This is a genomic window from Flavobacterium sp. GNP001 (assembly GCF_054343775.1).
The window spans coordinates 2,221,310-2,242,102 of the sequence record NZ_JBTGUX010000001.1; the positions used below are offsets into that span (position 1 = coordinate 2,221,310).

Genomic DNA, 20,793 nt, shown 5'->3' on the forward strand with positions numbered 1-20,793 from the left:
ATAAAAATTATGTGTTTTTAAATCAGACCCAGATCTTTTGCGATTGATACCAAATGGGTAGTATTGAGCGCTCTAAAGTAAATTTTCAGTTTTCCAATTCGCTTTTCGATGGTGCTTTTGCTGTTTGGGGTAATTCCTGCTTCTTTAAAAACAGACTCCATTGCTTCTTGAGAAACACCTTTTGAGAGGTACTCTAATAACTGAATGTCGTAGTCATCAATTTCGTTTACTAATTTTTCTTGAAAAATAAACTGTAAATCTGCGGGTAAATACGGAGTATCCTGAGCCGCAATTGCCTCGACAGCTTTGCGCAACTCGACCATTGTATTTCGACCTTTCATAACAAAACCGTTGACACCTAATTGTTCAAATAGGGCTTTGATACGATAGGATTTGTCCTCAATAGAAAAAGCAATGATTTTTAAATCCGGGAAAATTCCCTTTACTGCATCAATCAAAGCTTCGCCAGATGATAATAAAGTGGTACGATGATCAGCTTTGAATGACAAATCGGTTATCAACAAATCATAGGGAACCTCATCTAAAGCTGCTTTTTTTATTTTCAGCAAAGCATCGTCACAGTATTTTGTAAAGTCAATTTGTGGGATTCCCATTTCCTTTAAGACACTGACCGCTGCTACATCATTGAAATCAATATCGTCAACTATTAAAATTTTTTGAAACATAAGTCACTTATTTAGGAAATGTTAATCTGATTTTTAGCCCTTTTGAGCTTTTCGAGTCAAAAATAATACTTCCTCCAATGGCATGAATACGGTTTTCCACATTAAGCAGTCCATTTTTACTTTGAAGAGGATTTTTTATACCAATTCCGTTATCTGAGTAATAAACATAACATTGTTTGTTGTTAGTCTCAAAACGCAACACTACAAAAGTTCCTTTACTGTGTTTTTTCATGTTGATCATTAATTCTTGCAACACACGATAAAGAGCAATTTTCTTTTCTTCGGAAATCTTGTTCCATGGAATGCTATTACTATCCTTTAAAATAACCTGTACTTGGGCTGCATTAAAACTAGAGAGCATTTCCTTTAATTCGCTTTCATAGGTTTCACCCGTGGGAATAGGGCTGTTTTCTCTCGATATGTTGCGTGTTCGACGGTAAATTTTATCCAAATTATCTAACAAGGTTTCTTTTTGACTTACATTTTGCAAGTCTTGCGTTTCCGCAAAAGCAATGGTTTGATAAACGTCATTGGCTAATTCATCGTGCAATTTTTTAGAAATTCGAATTTCACTTTCATACACTGCTGCTTGTTTTTCCTTCTTGTTCTTATCTTGGAGATAGAGGAATAAAATGAGTGCCAAAATTACCCCCAAGAGCAAGATAAAAAACAACATATAATTTTGAAGTTTTTCTTGCTCTAATGCCAAAGCTTTTTCTGCATTATCAGTTTTTAATTGTAAATTCTCATTTTGTGCTTGGGTAGCATCATACTTGATTTTGGCAAACTGATTTTTAGCAATCTGCCTGACTTTAGTAATACTATCATTCAGATGAAGGTATTTTTTTGTGTAGTTAGGCACTTGTAATGGAGTACTTATTTCCATCAGCAATGCCAAAGCCGACAAGCGATCATCAATACTTTTTATCGCTGTGGCTTTAGCATAGGATTCTTGTGCATATTTAATAGCCAATTGTGGCTGGCTCCTCTGATAATACTGAGCAAGATTGTTAAAACTTGTGACCATACCAAAGTCAAATTGCAATTGTTGTCGAATCTTCAAAGCTCTTTTTAAGACCAGACCGCTTCTGTTATCTCCTACTTTGTAATAGCAATAGCCTAGATTACCTAAAACTCTGGCAAAGTGTTCTAAGTTGGCCTGAGCAATTGGTGATTTAGAGAGCACCTCAAGTGACTGTATGGCTTGTTTGTAGTTTTGTTGCTCCATGTGCACCACCGCAATGTTGTTCTGCATGATTTCTTTTTGCAAAGGCGTATCAGCCAATTCACTTGCTTTTTTGTAATACGTAATGGCACGGGGATAATCGTAAAGGTTCTTATAATTAATCCCCAACGAATTGTATATCGCCGCTTTATACTGGGTTTCAATTTTGTTTTTAAAGTAGGAAATCGCCTCTGTAGCAGTAACTTCACTTCCTACATAATCTCCCTGTGTTTGCTGTATCGCGGCCATTTTTAGGAGTGCATATACTATTTTCTCTGCATCTTCCTTAGCGGAACTTTGGGTTCGAATTTGATTGTAATAATAGTAGGCGCTGTCATAAACACCCTTCGCATAAAAATCTTCTGCAGTTGTAATGTACTTTTCATAAACCGTAACCGATTTTACTGCTGTTTGATTAGGAGTTGTTTTTGAACAGGAACAAAAAAAAGCCCCTATGAATAAGAGCAAAATAAAAAATGGGAAACGTACTTTTTGTAGTATCATTTCCCGAAAATATCAAATTAATTTTAATAAATGTAAAATCAAATTCTATTTTTTGGAGAAGTTGTTGGAGATTGTCCACTAGAATCTCCTCCGCTCCCGCACGTTTCACTGGCAAAAATTTGAGTGGCAGTAATTGGGGAATTTGATATTATTATTCAAAACATCAGCTCGACATAAGTCGCACAATTGTTCTTTTACGAAGTATTATAAAAAAGGTTCCAAAAAAGCAAATCTAATGATGCTTGCATTTAGAAGTATAAATGGTTCTTAATTACATTTGAAATCGAAAGCTATTTTCCCCACAAAATCTTTCGGAAATAAATCAACAATACAACAAAATACAATGCATTATCAAGTGCATGTGCCATCACAACACCTTTTAAGCCATAAATATTCATTAAAAAATGACTACTCCAATACAAAAACAGTAGAGAAAGGAACTCTGAAACCAAAAATGCAATTGTATGTTTTTTTGCAAAAAATTGATAACCCAAAATCAGTGCTGCAACTTTGAAAATATCACCAAGCAATTGCAAAAAAAACAAATCGGTAACAGGTTTAAAGCTTGTCGCCAATAAGAATTGAATGATAAAATTGCGACATAAAAAAATCAAAACAACCATCACTATGAATAAGGGCAGAATAGTTTGGTAAAAATTTCGAAAAATGAGTTTAGAGTCTGTTTTTGATTTTGCCTGAGCTAATTTTGGAAAATAATAAATACTTACAATTGAGGTAACAAATAACATGTAGTAACTAGCTATTCGAGCCATCGTTTCCCAATAACCCGCTTGCTCCAATCCTAGCGAAAGAACAATTTCTTTACGGATTATTAAGTACACAAACGGACTAGCAACAGCTGCAAACAGTGCCATGATTGAATAACTAGACAAGCTTTTCAGAATCTTAAAATCAAAATATCGCATAGAAAACAAGGTTCCAATCTGAACCACTTTGGGCATCAAAAGCATAGTAACCAAAAACCAAACTGCAGGGACAAGAGCAACCAACAATACTGCTCCCGTAGTTTTGAATTGGTAAATCAAATAAACAGCAAGCAAAATACTGGCACTATTACCAGCAATAGCAACGCCCAAAACTCGTTTGTAATAACCCAATCCATTTGCTACTGCAACCCAAATCAAAGACAAAGCATACCATGGCAAACTAAGTGCAACAACTTTAAATACAAACTCATACCGAAGTGAAGAACCAAATACGACTGCATTCCAATAAGAGGCGAAACAAAACAATGTAACTCCGATAATAATCGACACAAGCATCAAAGTAAAACTGACAGTGAAAGCCATCTTTTTAAGATAGAAGGAGTCATTCTCATTTTCAGCGGTATATTTCACTACTCCATTTTGAAAACCTAGTGTCGAAATTCCTTCTAAAGCACTAAAAAATACTCTAAAATTCCCCACTAAACCCATACCGCTTGGCCCCACAAAAACAGCCAATAATTTTGAAGTAATTAAGCCTGAAATAATCTTTACAAAAACACTTAAACTATTTAATGACAATAGTTTTATAAATTTGCTTTTAGCTATTTTGTGCAAAAACAACATCTTAGTAACGGTTTACAACTGCAATAATTTCGCTTATTTCCTCATCAGTAAGCACAGGACTTATCGGCAAACTGAGTACTTCCTGAGCTAATTTTTCAGTAATGGGAAGTGAAAGCTGACGGAATTCTGACAAGGCTTTTTGATGGTGCACCGGAACAGGATAATGAATGACTGTTTCAATGCCATTCTGCTGCAAATAGTTTTGAAAACTAGCCCTATCAGCAGTGCGCACTACAAACAAATGATACACATGTGGCGGTAAATTTCCCATTTCGTCTACTCCTTTAGGAAGTATTACTTTAGGATTTTTAATTTCTGCAAGATACCGTTTGGCAATTGCACGGCGGCTTGAATTGCTTTCATCCAAATAGGGTAATTTCACATTCAGGAAGGCAGCTTGCACCTCATCTAATCGAGAATTTATACCCGCTAAATCATGAATGTATTTGGTTTGAGAGCCATAATTACGTAATGCTTTAATACGATCTGCTAGCTCAGCATCGGTAGTTACAACTGCTCCTCCATCGCCTAATGCGCCTAAATTTTTACCGGGATAAAAGCTGTAGGCAGCAACAGTAGTATTTTTACTGAATTGCATCTCAGTGGCAGATAATACGCCATGGGATTGAGCTGCATCCTCAATAACTAACAAATTATTAGCCTTTGCGATGGCGCGCATTTTATCCATATCAGCTAATCTACCGTATAAATGAACAACCAAAATCGCTTTGGCGGAAGCCGAAATTTTATTTTGCAGATCGACAGGATCTACTGTAAAAGTTTGAATATTTGGTTCTACCAAAATTGGTACTAAACCAGCTTGCTTTATAGCCAGTACACTTGCAATATAAGTATGCGCAGGAACCAAAACGGAATCGCCTTTTTTCAATTTACCCAAAGCAATGTAAGCTTCAAAAATAAGCACTAATGCATCAAATCCATTTCCGACGCCTACGCAAAAAGGCACACCACAATAGGTAGCGAAATTTTTTTCGAACTCCTGAACTTGATTTCCCAAAATGTACCAACCACTATCTAAAATAGTTGCAAATTTTTCTTGAAAAGCCAAATGATAAGGCTCGTTTATTTTTTTTAAGTCTAAAAATTTAATCATGGTCAGCATTTTTAGGGACTGTGAAATAATCTGTCAAAAGTTCATGCGCCACCGTTTCGCATTCATAAAAATCATGCACAATGGCGCTTGCCCCAAAACTTTCTTTCCAATAGCTCAAACCTTCATTTAAAAGCAAACCATTCGACTCTGTTGAAATACCAAAATCAAAAAAACGTTTGTCCGCATAAACTTCCGTGAGTAGATAATGGCACAAGAAATCTAAACTGCCTAAATTTAATCCCTTTTCATATTTCGAAATATATTGGCAATGCGCCACGGTTTCAGTTTCAAAAATTGTTGTTCCTGCCACAATTACGCCTTGGTAATAAACATTAAACTGACGAATAGCTTGAGGAAAACAACTTTTTAAATAATGTATTTCGTTTATAGTGTGCACTGGCTCAACTTGGTGTCGTTGCTTAAGGTTCGGCACTAATATTTCGTTCCAAAAAGAGTTGAAATCCTGCTCTTCTTTCACCTCTAATTCATGTTGCTTTGCACGCAACAATCCTCTCTTACGTATTTTAGATAATGAAAAACCTCTTGGCCTGTCAATCACAGCCAAAACATCTCGCCGAGTAAGCGTAGCTTTGGTCAAAAACAGAGCGTAATGTAATTCCTCAGCTGGTTTTATATGATAGATTGCAGGCAGTGTTTTAATTTGTAAAGTGCTAACACCTTCAGATTCCAGATATTTCAAAATTGCCGCAAATGACCCAATTACTGATGTTAATTTACAAGAATCTTTATAAATCAAACCGCCATAGGTTAGACCTTGATGCGAAAAAACCTTTGATTCACTGCGATTGGCCGGCAAAAGAGCTACTAATCGATCTGATTCATAAACCATAAGAGAGCAATCAGAAAACCGCTCTTTATGATATTCCATAAAATTTCGGTGAAATAAAAAGGTAGCATTTTTTGCCGCTGAAACAAATTCGTTCCAGATCTCAAAATCAGTTTTTTGATATGCTTTTACCGTGTAGTTTTTCACCCTAAATTTTTTCTTGACTGTGAATGTAGTTAATTTTTACTGATTTTCGAAAGCAGGCAAATACCATTTGAACTTTACCGCCATCAATCGCAAAGAAATAATTATTGACGAACTCAATAAATACAATACATCATTTTCTAAATTCATCGACCTCAAAATGAAAAACAAAACGCCTCCCACAATACAGAGAGTAGCATAAATTTCTCGTCGAAAAATAACTGGAATTTCATTGCACAAAATATCTCGAATTACGCCACCAAAACAAGCGGTCATAGTTCCTAACGCGACGCAAATTACAGGATGCAAACCTATTTCAAGACCTTTTTCGAGACCTATTAAAGTAAAAACACCAAGTCCGATAGTATCAAATAAAAAAAGAGAAGTTCGTAATTTATCTAGTTTTTTTCGAAAGACAATTGCCAACATAAATCCGATAAAAATCACATAAACATATTTTAAATCGAGCATCCATCCTACTGGAGTTCTTCCAATTAGTACATCACGCAAAGTTCCGCCGCCAACTGACGTAACGAATGCAATAATAAAAACGCCAAACGGATCAAGCTTTTTACTCATAGCCGTTAAAGCGCCTGACATAGCAAAGGCCATTGTACCAATAATGTCTAAAAAATGAAACATAGTTGTAAAGGATTTGGACAAAAATACAGAAAACACCGCTACTTTATCCTATTAACACCATCAATTAATCCGTAATTAGGAAACAAATAAATGCCATATTTTCCTAAAAACTGCCAATTCTCTCTGTATCTTTGTACTCGCAAATATAATCGTGAAAAGCCTTGAAACACATAACTTCTATTCAAAATCCTTATATTAAAACGCTTGTGCAATTGCAAGAAAAAGCAAAAACGCGCAAACAAACTGGCACTTTTTTAATGGAAGGAAAGCGCGAAATTAGCATTGCTGTAAAAGGCGGTTACGAATTGATTACAGTCTTATTTGTACCTGAAATTTGCCCAGAATCTGAAATCGTTGCTTTACACGGAACAGCCGAATTGATTTCGATTACCAAAGATGTGTATCAAAAATTAGCGTACCGCGATACCACCGAAGGCATTTTGGCTGTAGCCAAAACCAAGTCGATGCAATTAAAGGATTTGAAATTATCTAAAAATCCATTGATTTTGGTAGCCGAAGCTCCTGAAAAACCCGGAAACATTGGTGCTTTATTACGCACTGCAGACGCCGCTAATTTGGATGCCGTATTAATTGCCAATCCAAAAAGCGACTTATACAACCCAAATATCGTCCGTTCAAGCGTAGGCTGCTTATTCACCAATCAGATTGCAACAGGAACTACAACAGAAATTATTGCATACTTAAAAGAGCACAACATCAATTTTTACTGTGCCACTTTGCAAAATTCAACCGCATACCATACGCAAGATTACACCTCCGCAACAGCTTTGGTAGTTGGTACCGAAGCAACTGGACTTACGCAGGAATGGCGCGAAGCTGCAACGCAAAATATTATTATACCCATGCAAGGCGAAATTGACTCCATGAACGTATCAGTTGCAGCGGCAATTTTAATTTTTGAAGCCAAAAGACAAAGAGGATTTTAAATTGCTAGCCATAAACCTAGAAATCTCTCAGCAAATAAACCAATCACAAGCAACAAAATGAATCTAGAAGAAAGAATTTCACAAGCTGAAACAAGAATTTTTAAAACCGTTTTTCCAAGTACAACAAACCATTACGATACTCTATTTGGAGGAACGGCCATGTTGATGATGGATGAAGTAGCATTTATAGCAGCTACCCGATTTACTAGAAAAAGATGTGTTACGGTTTCGTCTGACCGAATCGATTTTAAAAAACCTATTCCTGCTGGTACGATTGTGGAGCTTGTTGGGAAAGTATCTAAAATCGGCAATACTAGTTTAGATGTAAAAGTGGATATTTACATCGAGCAAATGTACAGCAACCACAGAGAAAAAGCCATATCTGGTAATTTTACTTTTGTTGCATTAGATGAAAACAAAAAACCGATTCGCATTCTCGACAATAATGACACTATTTAACTATTTAACAGATTTTCAAAACCTAAAATCTTCTTGCTTTTTTGATTAGTTATTGCTATTTTTAGAAAATGAACCATGACGTTATGATAGAAATTGATATCGAGAAAGAAAACAAAGCGATTGCGCAAGAATACAAAGAACTTTTACGCATTAGTTACCAAACTTTGACCGATGAAGATAAAAAACTCATCCGAAAAGCTTTTGATGTATCTGTTGAGGCACACAAAGACCAACGCAGAAAATCAGGCGAAGCCTACATCTTCCACCCTATTGCCGTAGCAAAAATTGTTGCTTCTGAAATTGGATTGGGTGCCACTTCAATTGCAGCGGCACTATTGCACGATGTAGTAGAGGACACACCGACTACCGTGCAAGATATTGAGCGTTTGTTCAATCCAAAAGTAGCGCAATTGGTTGAAGGATTGACCAAAATATCCTTAGTTCAAAAAGACCTAAATGCCTCTATGCAAGCTGAAAATTTCAGAAAAATGATCTTGACACTCAATGATGATGTTCGAGTGATTTTGATCAAATTGGCAGACCGTTTGCACAACATGCAAACAATGGATTCTATGCAAGAGGACAAACAAACTAAAATTGCCTCAGAAACCTTATACATATACGCTCCATTAGCGCATCGTTTAGGGTTGTACAACATTAAAACCAAACTTGAAGACTTAGGTTTAAAATATACTGAACCCGCTATTTACAATGAAATAGTGAGTAAAATTAAAGAAACCAAAGAGCAGCAAGACGCCTACATTGCTGATATCTCCGAAGTATTAAAAGCATCTTTGGACAAAGAAGGAGTTGAATATATGATTAAGGGCCGACCGAAATCAATATATTCTATTCGCAGGAAAATGAAGGCTCAAAACGTAAGCTTTGACGAGGTTTACGATAAATTTGCTTTACGAATTGTTTACAAAGCCAATCCAAACGAGGAGAAATTTGTCGCTTGGAAAATCTATTCTATAGTTACGGATCATTATCGACCAAGTCCAAGTCGTTTGCGCGATTGGATTTCTTCGCCAAAAACTACCGGTTATGAAGCCTTGCACATCACTGTTATGGGACCAAAAGGACGTTGGGTAGAAGTACAAGTGCGCAGTGAACGTATGGATGAGATTGCCGAAAAAGGTTATGCTGCTCACTACAAATATAAAAATGGAGCTACCGAAGAAAGTGGTTTAGATGTCTGGTTGAACCTTTTACGTGAAGCCTTAGAAAATTCAGAAACAAACGCTGTTGATTTTGTAGAAGATTTTAAAATGAATTTGTATTCAAAAGAAATCTTTGTGTTTACCCCAAAAGGTGAAATTAAATCACTCCCAAAAGGAGCAACATCATTGGATTTCGCATTTGGGATTCACTCCGAAATTGGTATTCGCACCCGCGGAACACGCGTAAATGGCAAATTAGTTCCTTTAAACTTTGAATTAAAAAGTGGCGATCAGGTAGAAGTAATCACTTCGCAACATCAAAAACCAACTATCAACTGGTTGGATTATGTAACAACATCACGCGCCAAAACAAAGATTAAAAATGTCCTCAACGAGAATACCAAAAAAATTGGCGAGGAAGGAAAAGAATTGCTTACCAGAAAATTAAAGCACTTAAAAATCACGATGAGCGAACAAGTGGTTAATGAGTTAGTTAATTTTTTTAAACTAAAAACTAGTTTAGACTTGTTTTATCGCGTGGGTATTGGTTCCATCGAAAACCAACAACTTAAAGATTACGCTTCGCAAAAAAGCAATTCGTTTATCAACTTTTTCAAAAATAAAATCAAACGATCTGGCAGCAGTACCACATCGGATGAAGACATTCATAAACCTGTTATTAGCAGTAATTATGACATGTTGGTTTTTGGAAAAGAACACGACAAACTTGACTATAAACTTTCACCTTGTTGCAACCCAATTCCGGGTGATGATGTTTTTGGTTTTGTTACCATAAATGAAGGCATCAAAGTCCATAAAAAAGATTGCCCGAACGCCATTGGTATGCAATCTAACTATGCTTACCGCATCATGTCCGCTAAATGGATTGACTCGTCGCAAGAAGAATTTAAAGCCATCATTAACATAACAGGAATGGATGTTCTAGGCTTAACTAACCAATTGACTAAAGTCATCTCCAACAACATGCACGTGAACATTCAAAGCATTGCGCTGAGCACTGATGCCGGAATTTTTGAAGGACAAGTAGCTGTAATTGTTCAAAACAATACCATTTTGAAAAAATTAATCAGCAACATCAAAAAAATAGATGGTGTTGATAAAGTAACCCGAGAATACAAAACGTAGCATTTAGAAAGTCTTTCTACATTCAGATAAAAAAATCAAGAAAAGCAGAAAATTAAAAACTAAACAAACGGGAAGTTTTAAACTTTGAACTAAAAAAATTATCTTTGCGCGCATATGACACTCATTTCCACAGACAATACTAAAAACCAAGAAATTGTAAAAAATGTTTTTACAATGTACCTTGAGAAAAAAGGACACCGCAAGACTCCCGAGCGCTACGCGATCCTTCAAGAGATTTATGATAGCGAAGAACATTTTGATGTAGAAAATTTGTACATCAAAATGAAAAACAAAAACTATCGTGTCAGCAGAGCTACCTTATACAACACCATAGAATTACTTTTGGATTGTGCTTTGGTGCGCAAACATCAATTTGGGCAAAATCAAGCGCACTACGAAAAATCATATTTCGACAAGCAGCACGATCATATTATTATGACTGATACAGGCGAAGTAATTGAGTTTTGTGACCCAAGAATTCAAAGCATTAAAAAAACGATTGAGGATATTTTTGATATCGAAATTACCAATCACTCGCTTTACTTATACGGCAACAAAAGGCAAGCACCAGTTTTGAACGAGGAAGATCGTACAGAAATTTAAAAAAACTAACTACAAATAACATTTAGAATGACAGTTGATTTATTACTAGGATTACAATGGGGAGATGAAGGAAAAGGAAAAATTGTGGATGTCTTAACTTCAAAATATGACATCATTGCACGTTTTCAAGGTGGTCCAAATGCAGGACACACATTAGAATTTGATGGCATCAAACACGTCCTAAGAACTATTCCCTCAGGTATTTTTCATAAAACTGCCGTAAATATCATTGGAAACGGAGTGGTAATTGATCCTGTTGTTTTTCAAAAAGAAATTGAAGGTCTTGAAAAATTTAATATTGACATCAAAAAGAAATTAATCATCTCGCGTAAAGCACACTTAATTTTACCAACACACCGCTTGCTTGATGCCGCATCTGAGGCATCAAAAGGAAAAGCAAAAATTGGTTCTACTTTAAAAGGTATTGGACCAACTTACATGGACAAAACAGGTAGAAACGGTTTGCGTGTAGGTGATATTGAATTGGAAGATTTTGCTGATCGTTATAGAGCTTTGGCTGACAAGCACGAAGAGATGATTCAGTTTTACGATGTAGCTATTCAATACAATTTAGCCGAAATGGAAGCTGAGTTTTTTGAAGCCATTCAAGAACTTAAAAAATTAGATTTTATTGATAGCGAAGAGTACTTGCACCAAGCTCAAAAATCAGGAAAATCAATTTTATGTGAAGGCGCTCAAGGTTCATTGCTTGATGTTGATTTTGGTACTTATCCGTTTGTAACATCATCAAATACTACAGCCGCTGGAGCTTGTACAGGTTTAGGTATTGCACCAAACAAAATCAAAGAGGTTTACGGAATTTTCAAAGCTTACGTAACTCGTGTGGGTAGCGGACCGTTCCCTACAGAACTTTTTGATGAAGATGGAGCTACCATGGCAAGAGTAGGAAACGAATTTGGATCAGTTACCGGTCGTCAAAGACGTTGTGGATGGTTGGATTTAGTAGCGCTTAAATATGCTGTTCAAGTAAACGGTGTTACGCAATTAATGATGATGAAAGGTGATGTTTTATCTGGTTTCGAAACTTTAAAAGTGTGTACTTCTTACAATTATAAAGGTGAAAACATAGCGCATTTCCCGTACAATATCGAGCCTGAAAATGTAACTCCTGTGTATCAAGAGTTCAAAGGTTGGAAACAAGATTTAACAGGTATGACTACTTATGATGAACTACCGGTTGAATTAAAAGAATACATTGATTTTATTGAAAAAGAAATCGAAGTGCCAATCAAAATTGTTTCTGTTGGACCAGATAGAAAACAGACAATTTTAAAATAAAAATACAAAAAGCGCTCTGAAATTCAGGGCGTTTTTTTTGTAAAAATAAAAAAACAATGAAAAACCCTGCTATAAAAATTCAAAAAACAGAATTACTATCTGATAATTGGTATGTTTTAAATAAAGTAACTTTCGACTTTCAAAAAAAAGACAATTCTTGGATTACGCAAAAAAGAGAAGTCTATGATAGAGGCAACGGTGCAGCCATTTTGTTGTACAATACGGAACAAAAAACAGTAATTTTAACGCGTCAGTTTAGGCTGCCCACCTATTTAAACGGAAATGCATCAGGAATGAGTATTGAAGTTTGTGCAGGATTATTAGACCAAGACCAACCGGAGCAATGCATCATTCGAGAAACGGAAGAGGAAACCGGCTATCGATTATCAAACGTAACAAAAATCATTGAATCGTATATGTCTCCTGGTGCCGTTACTGAAATATTATACCTGTTTACCGGTGCTTACAATGCCTCGATGAAAGTTAGCGAAGGCGGCGGTGTAGCGCATGAAGAGGAAAACATCGAAGTTTTAGAAATGCCTTTTGACCAAGCTTATGCGATGATTGCAACAGGTGAAATTAAAGATGCCAAAACAATTATGTTATTGCAATACGCCAAAATTCACCAGCTTGTATAATGAATAACAAAACAAAAGGAATTGTATTTGCTCTTTTAGCTACTTTGCTTTGGTCTGTCAATATGGTTATTGCAAGCAGCATCAAAGGGCACATTCCACCAATTGCCCTGGCTTTTTGGCGCTGGTGTGTAGCTTGTTTAGTCTTCGCACCATTTGCCATAAAAAGTACGGTTGCTCAATTATCAATCGTCAAAAAACACTGGTTGTATCTTTTTTGCACTGCCATTTTAGGTATCACCATCTTTAATACATTAATCTATTTTGCAGGAAAAACAACAAGTGCCATTAATTTGTCTTTAATAGCCATTTCTATTCCCCTCTTTATCATTTTTTTGTCTCGAATTTTTTTAAAAGAACGCATTGCAACACTCAAATTGGTTGGCATTGCCACCATTATTTGTGGTGTTTTAGTATTAATTTCAAAAGGGTCTTGGCAAGCCTTACGCTCGATAAGTTTTAGTTTTGGCGATATTCTGATGCTAATTGCCAGTTTCTTTTTTGCCTCATATACACTTTTGGTTCGCAAAAAACCGGCAGAAATAGATTCAAAAGTTTTTCTTTTTTCGGTTTTTGTAATGGGTACCGTGGCTTTATTTCCGTTTTACTTTTACGAACATTGCTACATTACAACTGTACAATTTGATACTAAAACAATATCGGTAATATTGTACGTTGGCATTTTTGCTTCGCTAGTTTCCTTTTATTTATGGAACGAAGCCATAGCACTTATTGGCACTGCTAAAACAGCACTGATTTATTATCTTATTCCTGTTTTTAGCGGACTCATAGCCTATCTTATTACTGATCAAGCCATTTTACAGTCGCAACTAATTAGTATGTGCATTATTGTAACGGGTTTGCTACTAACGAATAAGAATTCGAACTAAACCGTTTCTTTTTTCTTCAGATTGGGCAAAAACAAAGCAATTATGCCAATCAGCGGTAAAAAAGCACAAAGTTCGTATACGTACGTAATACTGCTATGATCAGCAAGATTTCCTAAAAGCGCCGATCCTAAACCACCCATCCCAAACGCAAAACCATAAAAAAGACCTGAAACCATACCTAGTTTTTTTGGCAAAAGCTCTTGAGCATACACCAAAATAGCTGGAAAAGCAGAAGAAATAATAATACCAATCACCACTGATAAAATTCCGGTCCAAAACAAATCAACAAATGGCAATAGTAAGGTAAAAGGAGCTGCTCCTAGTACCGAAAACCAAATCACATATTTTCGTCCAAATTTATCTCCCAATGGACCTCCAATTAAGGTTCCGAAAGCGCAAGATGCTAAAAACAATACCAATTGAAATTGTGCCTCTTGTACGGATAAGCCAAATTTTTCAATTAAATAAAAAGTAAAATAGCTAGACATACTGGCCATGTAAAAGAATTTTGAAAAAATCAAAACCAACAAGATAACAACCGAAATCACAATTGTTTTTTGAGATAACTGCGGCAAATCAATCACTGCTTTTTTGGTAGCTCTTAAACTCAAATGATTTTGATACCAAAAGGCAATTCTACTCAACACCACTAACGCAATTAGTGCAACTCCTACAAACCAAACAATATGTCTTTGCGTATTGGGAACAACGATTAAGGCTACTAAAAACGGTCCAATTGCTGTTCCTGCGTTTCCTCCTAATTGAAAAATCGATTGTGCCAAACCGCGCTTGCCTCCCGAAGCCAAAAATGAAATTCGAGAAGCTTCAGGGTGAAAAATCGAAGAACCAATTCCCACTAAAACTACCGCCAAAATAATCATCGGGAAACTCGATGCGTAACCTAAAGCAATCATTCCCGAAAGTGAGAACAGCATCCCGAAAATCTGAGAGAAAGGTTTTGGTCTAGTATCCGTATATAAACCTACAAGTGGCTGTAATATTGAAGCTGCCAATTGATATGCTAAGGTAATGAGTCCGATTTGGGTAAAAGTCAACTTATAATTTTCTTTCAAAATAGGATAAGCAGCAGGAATTACGGCCTGTAGCAAGTCGTTTAATAAGTGAGCAAAAGCAATGGAAAAAAGTATGGAATACGCTGTTTTTTGTGCTGTACTGCTAGCGATAGTTTCAGGATTTGTAGAATCAGTAGATTGCATTAGTATGAAAATTGTAAATAAATAATTATGGTAAAAAGATTAAATAAATTGGACCATAAAATACCAAAAAGTCAGAGTGATAAATGAAATCGGAATTCCGAAACCAATCATCATACTGCTTAACCTAGGCTTAAGTCCGTGTGTGGCCGAGAGTATACAAGCGGTTATCATGGGAGCCATAGCTGCTTCCATAACTGCAATTTGAATACTGGTAGAATGTTGTTGTAGCATCACGACATAAATTAAAAAAAATAATGCTGGCGTGAGTATTAATTTATACAAAAGACCAATGGCAAGAAAAGGCCAATGTTTACTGTTCTTCTCAAATTTTAATTGTAAACCTACCGAAATTAGCGCCAATGGTGTCACTCCGCTACCTACCTTTTGCAACAAAATTTGAAGAGTTGAAATAAATTCTATCTGAAATACATTAATCAAACAAGCCAATAAAAAAGTGATAAATGGTGGGAAAAGCAGAATTTTTTTAGCTATTTGCTTCGGCTCCGGATTACCGGCAGAGAATAAAGTGGCTACCACAATCCCGAGTGTTGACAAAACCACAAATGTACCGGGCTGGTCTACCAAAATAGCCGTTTTTAATCCGTCTTGTCCGTACAATGCTTCAATAATCGGGAAACCTAAAAAGGAAGTGTTTCCTAAACCCGCAGTCAAAATCAAACATCCTGTTAACTTTTTGGACCAACCCAATTTTTTACCCAAAAAACTAAAAAACAAATACGAACACCCAAAAGCAATCCAAGCAACACCAATGGGAAAAAGCAATTCAGTACTCCAATGTATCTTTGGGATGTAATACAAAGCCAAGGCAGGAAGACAAACATTAATTACAATTTTGTTTAAAGCTTGGTAAATGCGTACGGGAAACCCTTTGATGTTTTGAAACAACAATCCTATACCTAAATAAACGAAAATTAAAACTAAATTGACCATAAAGCTGCAAAGGTATTGACTAAAACACTAGAAAAGGAATGCTTTAAAACAAATTTTGTTACAAAAACATTCTCTTAACCACAGTAGAAAAAAGCATCTTAATTTTAGGCTAATGCAATCACGTAGACCGTCTATTTTTAGTATTTTTACTTTCATAAAAAAGAGTTTTGTCAAGTAAAAAATACCATCCTAGCGCCTTACACGAAAAACCGGGCATTCCCGCTCCTGAAACCATCAGCGACTCTGCTGTGCAACACATTCAAAAATTCAGAAAATTGCAACCATCAGCTAATGAATTGGTAGCTGGAATTTTGAATGGTAACATCACTGCTTTGAGTAGGGCCATTACTCTTGTAGAAAGTACTAGCAGTGCGCATTTGGCGAAAGCCAATGAAGTAATTACAGCTTGCTTGCCACACGCCAATAAATCGGTGCGAATTGGAATTACAGGTGTTCCTGGCGTGGGAAAAAGTACTTTTATTGAAGCTTTTGGAACCTATTTAACTAGTTTAGGCAAAAAAGTGGCGGTACTTGCAGTAGATCCTAGTAGCACGATCTCACACGGAAGTATTTTGGGTGATAAAACCCGCATGGAAGAATTGGTGAAGGATAAAAATGCGTTCATCCGTCCATCAGCCTCAGGTGATACATTGGGCGGTGTTGCTCGAAAAACTCGCGAAACCATAACGCTATGCGAGGCGGCTGGTTTTGATACCATTATTATAGAAACCGTTGGCGTAGGCCAAAGTGAAACCGCCGTTCACAGTATGGTTGATTTCTTTTTATTGCTGAAAATTTCCGGCGCTGGCGATGAATTACAAGGTATAAAGCGCGGAATTATGGAAATGGCCGATGCTATCGTGATTAATAAAGCGGATGGTGACAATATTAAAAGAGCGAATCTTGCTAAACTGGAATTTAATAGAGCGTTACATTTGTTCCCTGCCAAAAAATCAGGATGGACACCAACCACTGCAGCTTGTAGCGCAATAACTCAAGAAGGAATCAGCGAAGTTTGGACTACAATCGAAAAATTCTTGACTCTGACTAAAGGCAACAATTATTTCTTTGAAAAACGCAAAGAACAAAATCAATATTGGATGTTAGAAACGATCAACGAGCAATTAAAAAACAATTTCTACCAACATCCAGAAATTCAAAAGCTACTTGAAACCAATAAAAAAGCGGTGCAAAATGATGAAATCTCACCTTTTGCAGCCGCTCAAAAATTATTGGAGACGTACTTTAAATTTTAGCAGTACATTCTACTATTAACGCATGTTACTCACCGAGTTTTTAGCGGTATCGTGTTTGGTTTTTAAAACATTACTTATTATTTCAAAACCAATGCGGACCTGAGTTTTTAAAGTATCCTTTAAACCAGAGGTAGCTTTTTCAGCTATAACAAATATCAATTCAAATTCCCCGTTAGTCAACTCTAACGTCACACCATCTCCTTTATCATTGATTTCCCAAGCTTTTTTTCCAGTTTTTGCATAAGAAGCTGTAGCAGCACCTCCTCCTGCACCACCAGATAAATTGCCTACGCTTGAAACTGCCGCAGATATAATAGCACCACCTGGCATAGAACCGCCCAATAACGAAGCACCTTGCGATAATGCACCACCGGCAGCTTGTAACCCTTGATTTACTTTTTCTCCAAAAGCCACACACTCATCCCTTGACAATTCAACAATACTATTATTGGCGGTATTAACCCTGTATCCTGTAGTAGAAGCAAATAAAACGACACAACCTCCTTCAACTACTGACACAGTTATTTGACCAGCGCTAACTTTTTCCCCAAATGTTGCCCCTTGAGTCTGTTTTGGAACAGTAACATTCATCGAAATTCTATTAGGCATTCCACCATTTATATTATTTATGTTGCTTTTTCCATAAACTATTGTTCCTTGTATTTCCTTTTCTTTAACAGTGGTACTTATCCCTTTTTGTTGAGCAAAACAATTTTGTACCAATAAAATTAGCGCGAAAAAGATTTTTGAACTTGTTTTTATACTTTTCATGACAGTTTAGATTTAATGGTTTATCGTAATACAGTTTTAAAGGTTTATTTTTTCTAGCTCAATCCTCCTTAATCTTATTTACCTGTAATCTATTAAAATTCAGAGTGTTAAAGGTATAACTAATTTATTTTTATATCACCAAAAAATATGAAATAAAAAAGCGGTGCAAAATGATGAAATTTCACCATATGCAGCCGCTCAAAAATTATTAGAAACATACTTTAAAAAATAGTAAAACCTACTCTTTTTCGTAGCGCTCCATTTCGCGATCGTAAAATTCATTGGCAAGAACGATTAATCCTTCCATTTCTGTATTCAATTCGGCTTCGTCTAAATCCTCCGCTTCTTCCATGAATTCTACTTCATCATCTTTTAAATTGATGATAAATCTCGGATAATCAAGGTGAATAATGAATATATCTTCGGGGAAATCAGTATTGTCGCCTAGTAAAAATTTTGGTAATTCCATGAATATTTTTATTTAATAATTGTTGTTTTTAATTCTTGTCTTGCTGCAAAATCAGCTTTTTGGTCAGTCTAGCAAAGCGAATATACAAAAATAATGAAGCAGCTGTTAGCCCAGCCAAAAGACCGATCCAAATTCCAACCGCTTTTAACTCTGTATACTTTCCTAGATAATAGGAAATAGGAAAACCGATAACCCAATAGGCCACAAAGGTAATGTACATAGGTATTTTGACATCTTGCAAACCTCGCAATGCACCTAGTACAACCACTTGTATTCCATCAGAAATTTGAAAAATAGCCGCTATTAAAAGGAGTTGTGCTGTGATTTTTATAATTTCCTCATTATCCACTAGCTGAGAAAGATCAGACATATTCAGGAATAAATGAGGTAAATAGTTGTGAAACAGAACAAACACTAATCCGAAAATAATTTCTAAAATAATAGCCAATAAAAATATCGAACGCGCCACCACCACAAGGTATTTATAATCGTTCGTGCCTTTGGTATTCCCGACGCGAATCATCGCTGTAACGCTCAAACCCATCGCTACCATAAACGTTGATGAAGCCAGCGTCAAGGCAATTTGATTGGCAGCTTGACTATTTTTACCCAACGAACCAGACAACCAAATGGCAGCTGTGAACAAAGTTACTTCAAATAACATTTGCATGGCCGATGGCATACCGAGATCGATTATTTTCTTTAAAATCGACTGTTGAATATCTTTAAAACTAAAGTTGGCAAAGTATTTTTTCAGTACTTCATTGTTTTTCATTAGATAATGCATGAAAACTACCATCATAATTCTGGAAAGTACCGTTCCCAAAGCCGCGCCTAAAATACCTAGTTTAGGAAAAAACCAAACGCCATAAATAAGCACATAATTGAAGAACACGTGCACCACATTGGCCAATAAAATAGCATACATGGAGTATTTGGTGTGCGATAATCCATCGGCAAACTGCTTGTAGCCTTGGTAAATAATTACTGGAATTAACGAGAAAGCCACCCAATCAATATAAGGAGCGGCCAAAGCAGCCACTTCTGCCGGTTGGTGCATCAAATACATCAACTCTTTTGATAAAACGGTTAATATAAATAAGGAAACGCCTAAAATGGTACACAACAGAAGACCGTGATGAAAAGTAGCTCTAATTTTATCTTCTTTTTGCTCGGCATCAGCCTCAGCAATTAGTGGCGTAATGGCAGTTGAAAAACCAATTCCTAGCGACATGGCGATAAAAATAAAACTATTTCCTAAGGATACGGCTGCTAACTCCGTCGAGCCCAGTTTACCAACCATAAAATTATCGACAATTCCGATTAAGGTGTGCCCAAGCATTCCTAAAATTACTGGGTAAGCCAATTTAATGTTATATGAAAACTCCTTAAAGTACTGAGATAAATTCACTTGTGTTTTTTTGAGTGCAAAGATAATTAGAAGCTTTCAATTTTTAGGTGACAGCTACCATTATAAGTAGCTATTGATGCATAAAAACAAGCCTCCCTCAAATTCTGTAACAATGCTTTTAAATTCTATAACATGCTAAACGCACTGCCAATATATCTTTGTCCTGTAGATTTGTTACAACCAACACCACATCTACATTAATAAATATTAATAAAAAAAATTACATTATGACAATTTCAAGAAAAGTAACAACAGGAATTTTAGCAGCGGCGGCATTTATATTTACAGCTACAACCCAAGCTCAAGAAACTAAAAATGCAGCTACAAATTACGACCAAGGATTTCGTTTAGGAGTAGGATTAAATGCAGGTTACTCTACTAACGATCCTTACAAATTAGCACTTGGTGCCGATGTTAGAGGACAATATGATTTATCAAAAAGATACTCATTGACTTTAACTACTGGATACACCAACTTATTTCAAAGTAAAGCAGACGGATTTCCTGGACAAACAGAAGGAAAAGATTTAGGTTTAATTCCAGCAAAAGCGGGTTTCAAAGCTTTTATTTGGGACGATCAGTTTTATGTAATGGGTGAAGCTGGTGCAGCATTTGCAGTAAGTAACGTTGACAATACTAGAGACAAAACCTCTTTGTTATTATCACCAAGTATCGGATACGCAACAAAATATATTGACGTATCTTTAAACTACACACACTACAATCATTTAGACCGCATCAACGATAATGGTTCTGTAGGTAGAGGTGTTGGACAGGTTGGAGTACGTTTGGCTTACGGTTTCAAATTGTAAGAGGCAATCACATTGAATTAGTTATAAAAAA

Annotated in this window: 20 protein-coding genes; 9 read left to right on the forward strand and 11 right to left on the reverse strand. The window is 36.1% G+C overall.

All coding sequences use genetic code 11. The annotated features are described in order from the left end of the window. Positions 1-17: 17 nt before the first annotated feature. The 6 genes from ACXX8U_RS09425 to ACXX8U_RS09450 all read right to left on the reverse strand — a co-directional run bounded on the left by ACXX8U_RS09425 (position 18) and on the right by ACXX8U_RS09450 (position 6,733). On the reverse strand, positions 18-686 hold the full coding sequence (locus ACXX8U_RS09425) for a response regulator (protein WP_458565635.1): 669 nt from the start codon (positions 684-686) through the stop codon (positions 18-20). A 7-nt stretch (positions 687-693) separates the two neighbouring features. Further along, a complete protein-coding gene (locus tag ACXX8U_RS09430) occupies positions 694-2,415 on the reverse strand; it encodes a tetratricopeptide repeat-containing sensor histidine kinase (protein WP_458565636.1) in 1,722 nt (573 codons plus the stop codon). A gap of 290 nt (positions 2,416-2,705) precedes the next feature. Then, positions 2,706-3,941 (reverse strand): O-antigen translocase, encoded by a 1,236-nt coding sequence (locus ACXX8U_RS09435; protein ID WP_458565637.1) that lies wholly within the window; start codon positions 3,939-3,941, stop codon positions 2,706-2,708. A 46-nt stretch (positions 3,942-3,987) separates the two neighbouring features. Beyond that, positions 3,988-5,100, reverse strand: coding sequence for a DegT/DnrJ/EryC1/StrS family aminotransferase (locus ACXX8U_RS09440; RefSeq protein WP_458565638.1), 1,113 nt, complete (start codon positions 5,098-5,100; stop codon positions 3,988-3,990). Continuing rightward, the gene (locus tag ACXX8U_RS09445; protein WP_458565639.1) at positions 5,093-6,094 is read right to left on the reverse strand and encodes a GNAT family N-acetyltransferase; all 1,002 of its coding nucleotides are present in this window, start codon (positions 6,092-6,094) and stop codon (positions 5,093-5,095) included. Before ACXX8U_RS09445 ends, ACXX8U_RS09440 begins: the two co-directional genes overlap by 8 nt. Positions 6,095-6,130: 36 nt before the next feature. Next, positions 6,131-6,733: a trimeric intracellular cation channel family protein gene (locus ACXX8U_RS09450; protein ID WP_458565640.1), complete on the reverse strand. Its 603-nt coding sequence runs from the start codon at positions 6,731-6,733 to the stop codon at positions 6,131-6,133. A gap of 161 nt (positions 6,734-6,894) precedes the next feature. Here ACXX8U_RS09450 and ACXX8U_RS09455 point away from each other — a divergent pair, with 161 nt between their 5' ends. The 7 genes from ACXX8U_RS09455 to ACXX8U_RS09485 all read left to right on the forward strand — a co-directional run bounded on the left by ACXX8U_RS09455 (position 6,895) and on the right by ACXX8U_RS09485 (position 13,875). Next, complete coding sequence (locus ACXX8U_RS09455) at positions 6,895-7,680, forward strand: TrmH family RNA methyltransferase (protein ID WP_458565641.1); 786 nt, start codon at positions 6,895-6,897, stop codon at positions 7,678-7,680. 57 nt (positions 7,681-7,737) lie between these two features. Continuing rightward, positions 7,738-8,139 carry an acyl-CoA thioesterase gene (locus ACXX8U_RS09460; RefSeq protein WP_210788321.1) on the forward strand — a complete coding sequence of 134 codons (402 nt, stop codon included), beginning with the start codon at positions 7,738-7,740 and terminating at the stop codon, positions 8,137-8,139. A gap of 83 nt (positions 8,140-8,222) precedes the next feature. Further along, positions 8,223-10,448, forward strand: a complete 2,226-nt coding sequence (locus ACXX8U_RS09465) for a RelA/SpoT family protein (RefSeq protein WP_458566401.1) — start codon at positions 8,223-8,225, stop codon at positions 10,446-10,448. A 114-nt stretch (positions 10,449-10,562) separates the two neighbouring features. Beyond that, positions 10,563-11,051, forward strand: coding sequence for a Fur family transcriptional regulator (locus tag ACXX8U_RS09470; protein WP_166138460.1), 489 nt, complete (start codon positions 10,563-10,565; stop codon positions 11,049-11,051). 27 nt (positions 11,052-11,078) lie between these two features. Further along, entirely contained in the window at positions 11,079-12,350 is a 1,272-nt protein-coding gene (locus tag ACXX8U_RS09475; protein ID WP_458565642.1) for an adenylosuccinate synthase, read from the forward strand. Between the two features lie 56 nt (positions 12,351-12,406). Further along, entirely contained in the window at positions 12,407-12,988 is a 582-nt protein-coding gene (gene nudK, locus ACXX8U_RS09480) for a GDP-mannose pyrophosphatase NudK (RefSeq protein WP_458565643.1), read from the forward strand. Next, positions 12,988-13,875, forward strand: coding sequence for a DMT family transporter (locus ACXX8U_RS09485; RefSeq protein WP_458565644.1), 888 nt, complete (start codon positions 12,988-12,990; stop codon positions 13,873-13,875). The genes nudK and ACXX8U_RS09485 overlap by 1 nt, the downstream gene beginning before the upstream one ends. Here ACXX8U_RS09485 and ACXX8U_RS09490 read toward each other — a convergent pair. Both ACXX8U_RS09490 and ACXX8U_RS09495 read right to left on the reverse strand, forming a co-directional pair. Next, positions 13,872-15,092: an MFS transporter gene (locus tag ACXX8U_RS09490; RefSeq protein WP_236362932.1), complete on the reverse strand. Its 1,221-nt coding sequence runs from the start codon at positions 15,090-15,092 to the stop codon at positions 13,872-13,874. The two genes, ACXX8U_RS09485 and ACXX8U_RS09490, sit on opposite strands and share 4 nt — an antisense overlap. A gap of 39 nt (positions 15,093-15,131) precedes the next feature. Further along, on the reverse strand, positions 15,132-16,043 hold the full coding sequence (locus ACXX8U_RS09495) for an AEC family transporter (protein ID WP_458565645.1): 912 nt from the start codon (positions 16,041-16,043) through the stop codon (positions 15,132-15,134). A gap of 167 nt (positions 16,044-16,210) precedes the next feature. Between ACXX8U_RS09495 and meaB the strand changes: the two genes are divergently transcribed. After that, the gene (gene meaB, locus ACXX8U_RS09500; RefSeq protein ID WP_458565646.1) at positions 16,211-17,299 is read left to right on the forward strand and encodes a methylmalonyl Co-A mutase-associated GTPase MeaB; all 1,089 of its coding nucleotides are present in this window, start codon (positions 16,211-16,213) and stop codon (positions 17,297-17,299) included. Positions 17,300-17,314: 15 nt separating this feature from the next. Here meaB and ACXX8U_RS09505 read toward each other — a convergent pair whose 3' ends face one another. The 3 genes from ACXX8U_RS09505 to ACXX8U_RS09515 form a co-directional block, all read right to left on the reverse strand. Further along, entirely contained in the window at positions 17,315-18,070 is a 756-nt protein-coding gene (locus ACXX8U_RS09505) for a hypothetical protein (protein WP_458565647.1), read from the reverse strand. 238 nt (positions 18,071-18,308) lie between these two features. After that, the gene (locus ACXX8U_RS09510; protein ID WP_086453598.1) at positions 18,309-18,539 is read right to left on the reverse strand and encodes a DUF8828 family protein; all 231 of its coding nucleotides are present in this window, start codon (positions 18,537-18,539) and stop codon (positions 18,309-18,311) included. A 28-nt stretch (positions 18,540-18,567) separates the two neighbouring features. After that, complete coding sequence (locus ACXX8U_RS09515; protein WP_458565648.1) at positions 18,568-19,950, reverse strand: MATE family efflux transporter; 1,383 nt, start codon at positions 19,948-19,950, stop codon at positions 18,568-18,570. A gap of 227 nt (positions 19,951-20,177) precedes the next feature. Between ACXX8U_RS09515 and ACXX8U_RS09520 the strand changes: the two genes are divergently transcribed. Next, positions 20,178-20,762 (forward strand): hypothetical protein, encoded by a 585-nt coding sequence (locus ACXX8U_RS09520; RefSeq protein ID WP_458565649.1) that lies wholly within the window; start codon positions 20,178-20,180, stop codon positions 20,760-20,762. Positions 20,763-20,793 lie beyond the last annotated feature (31 nt).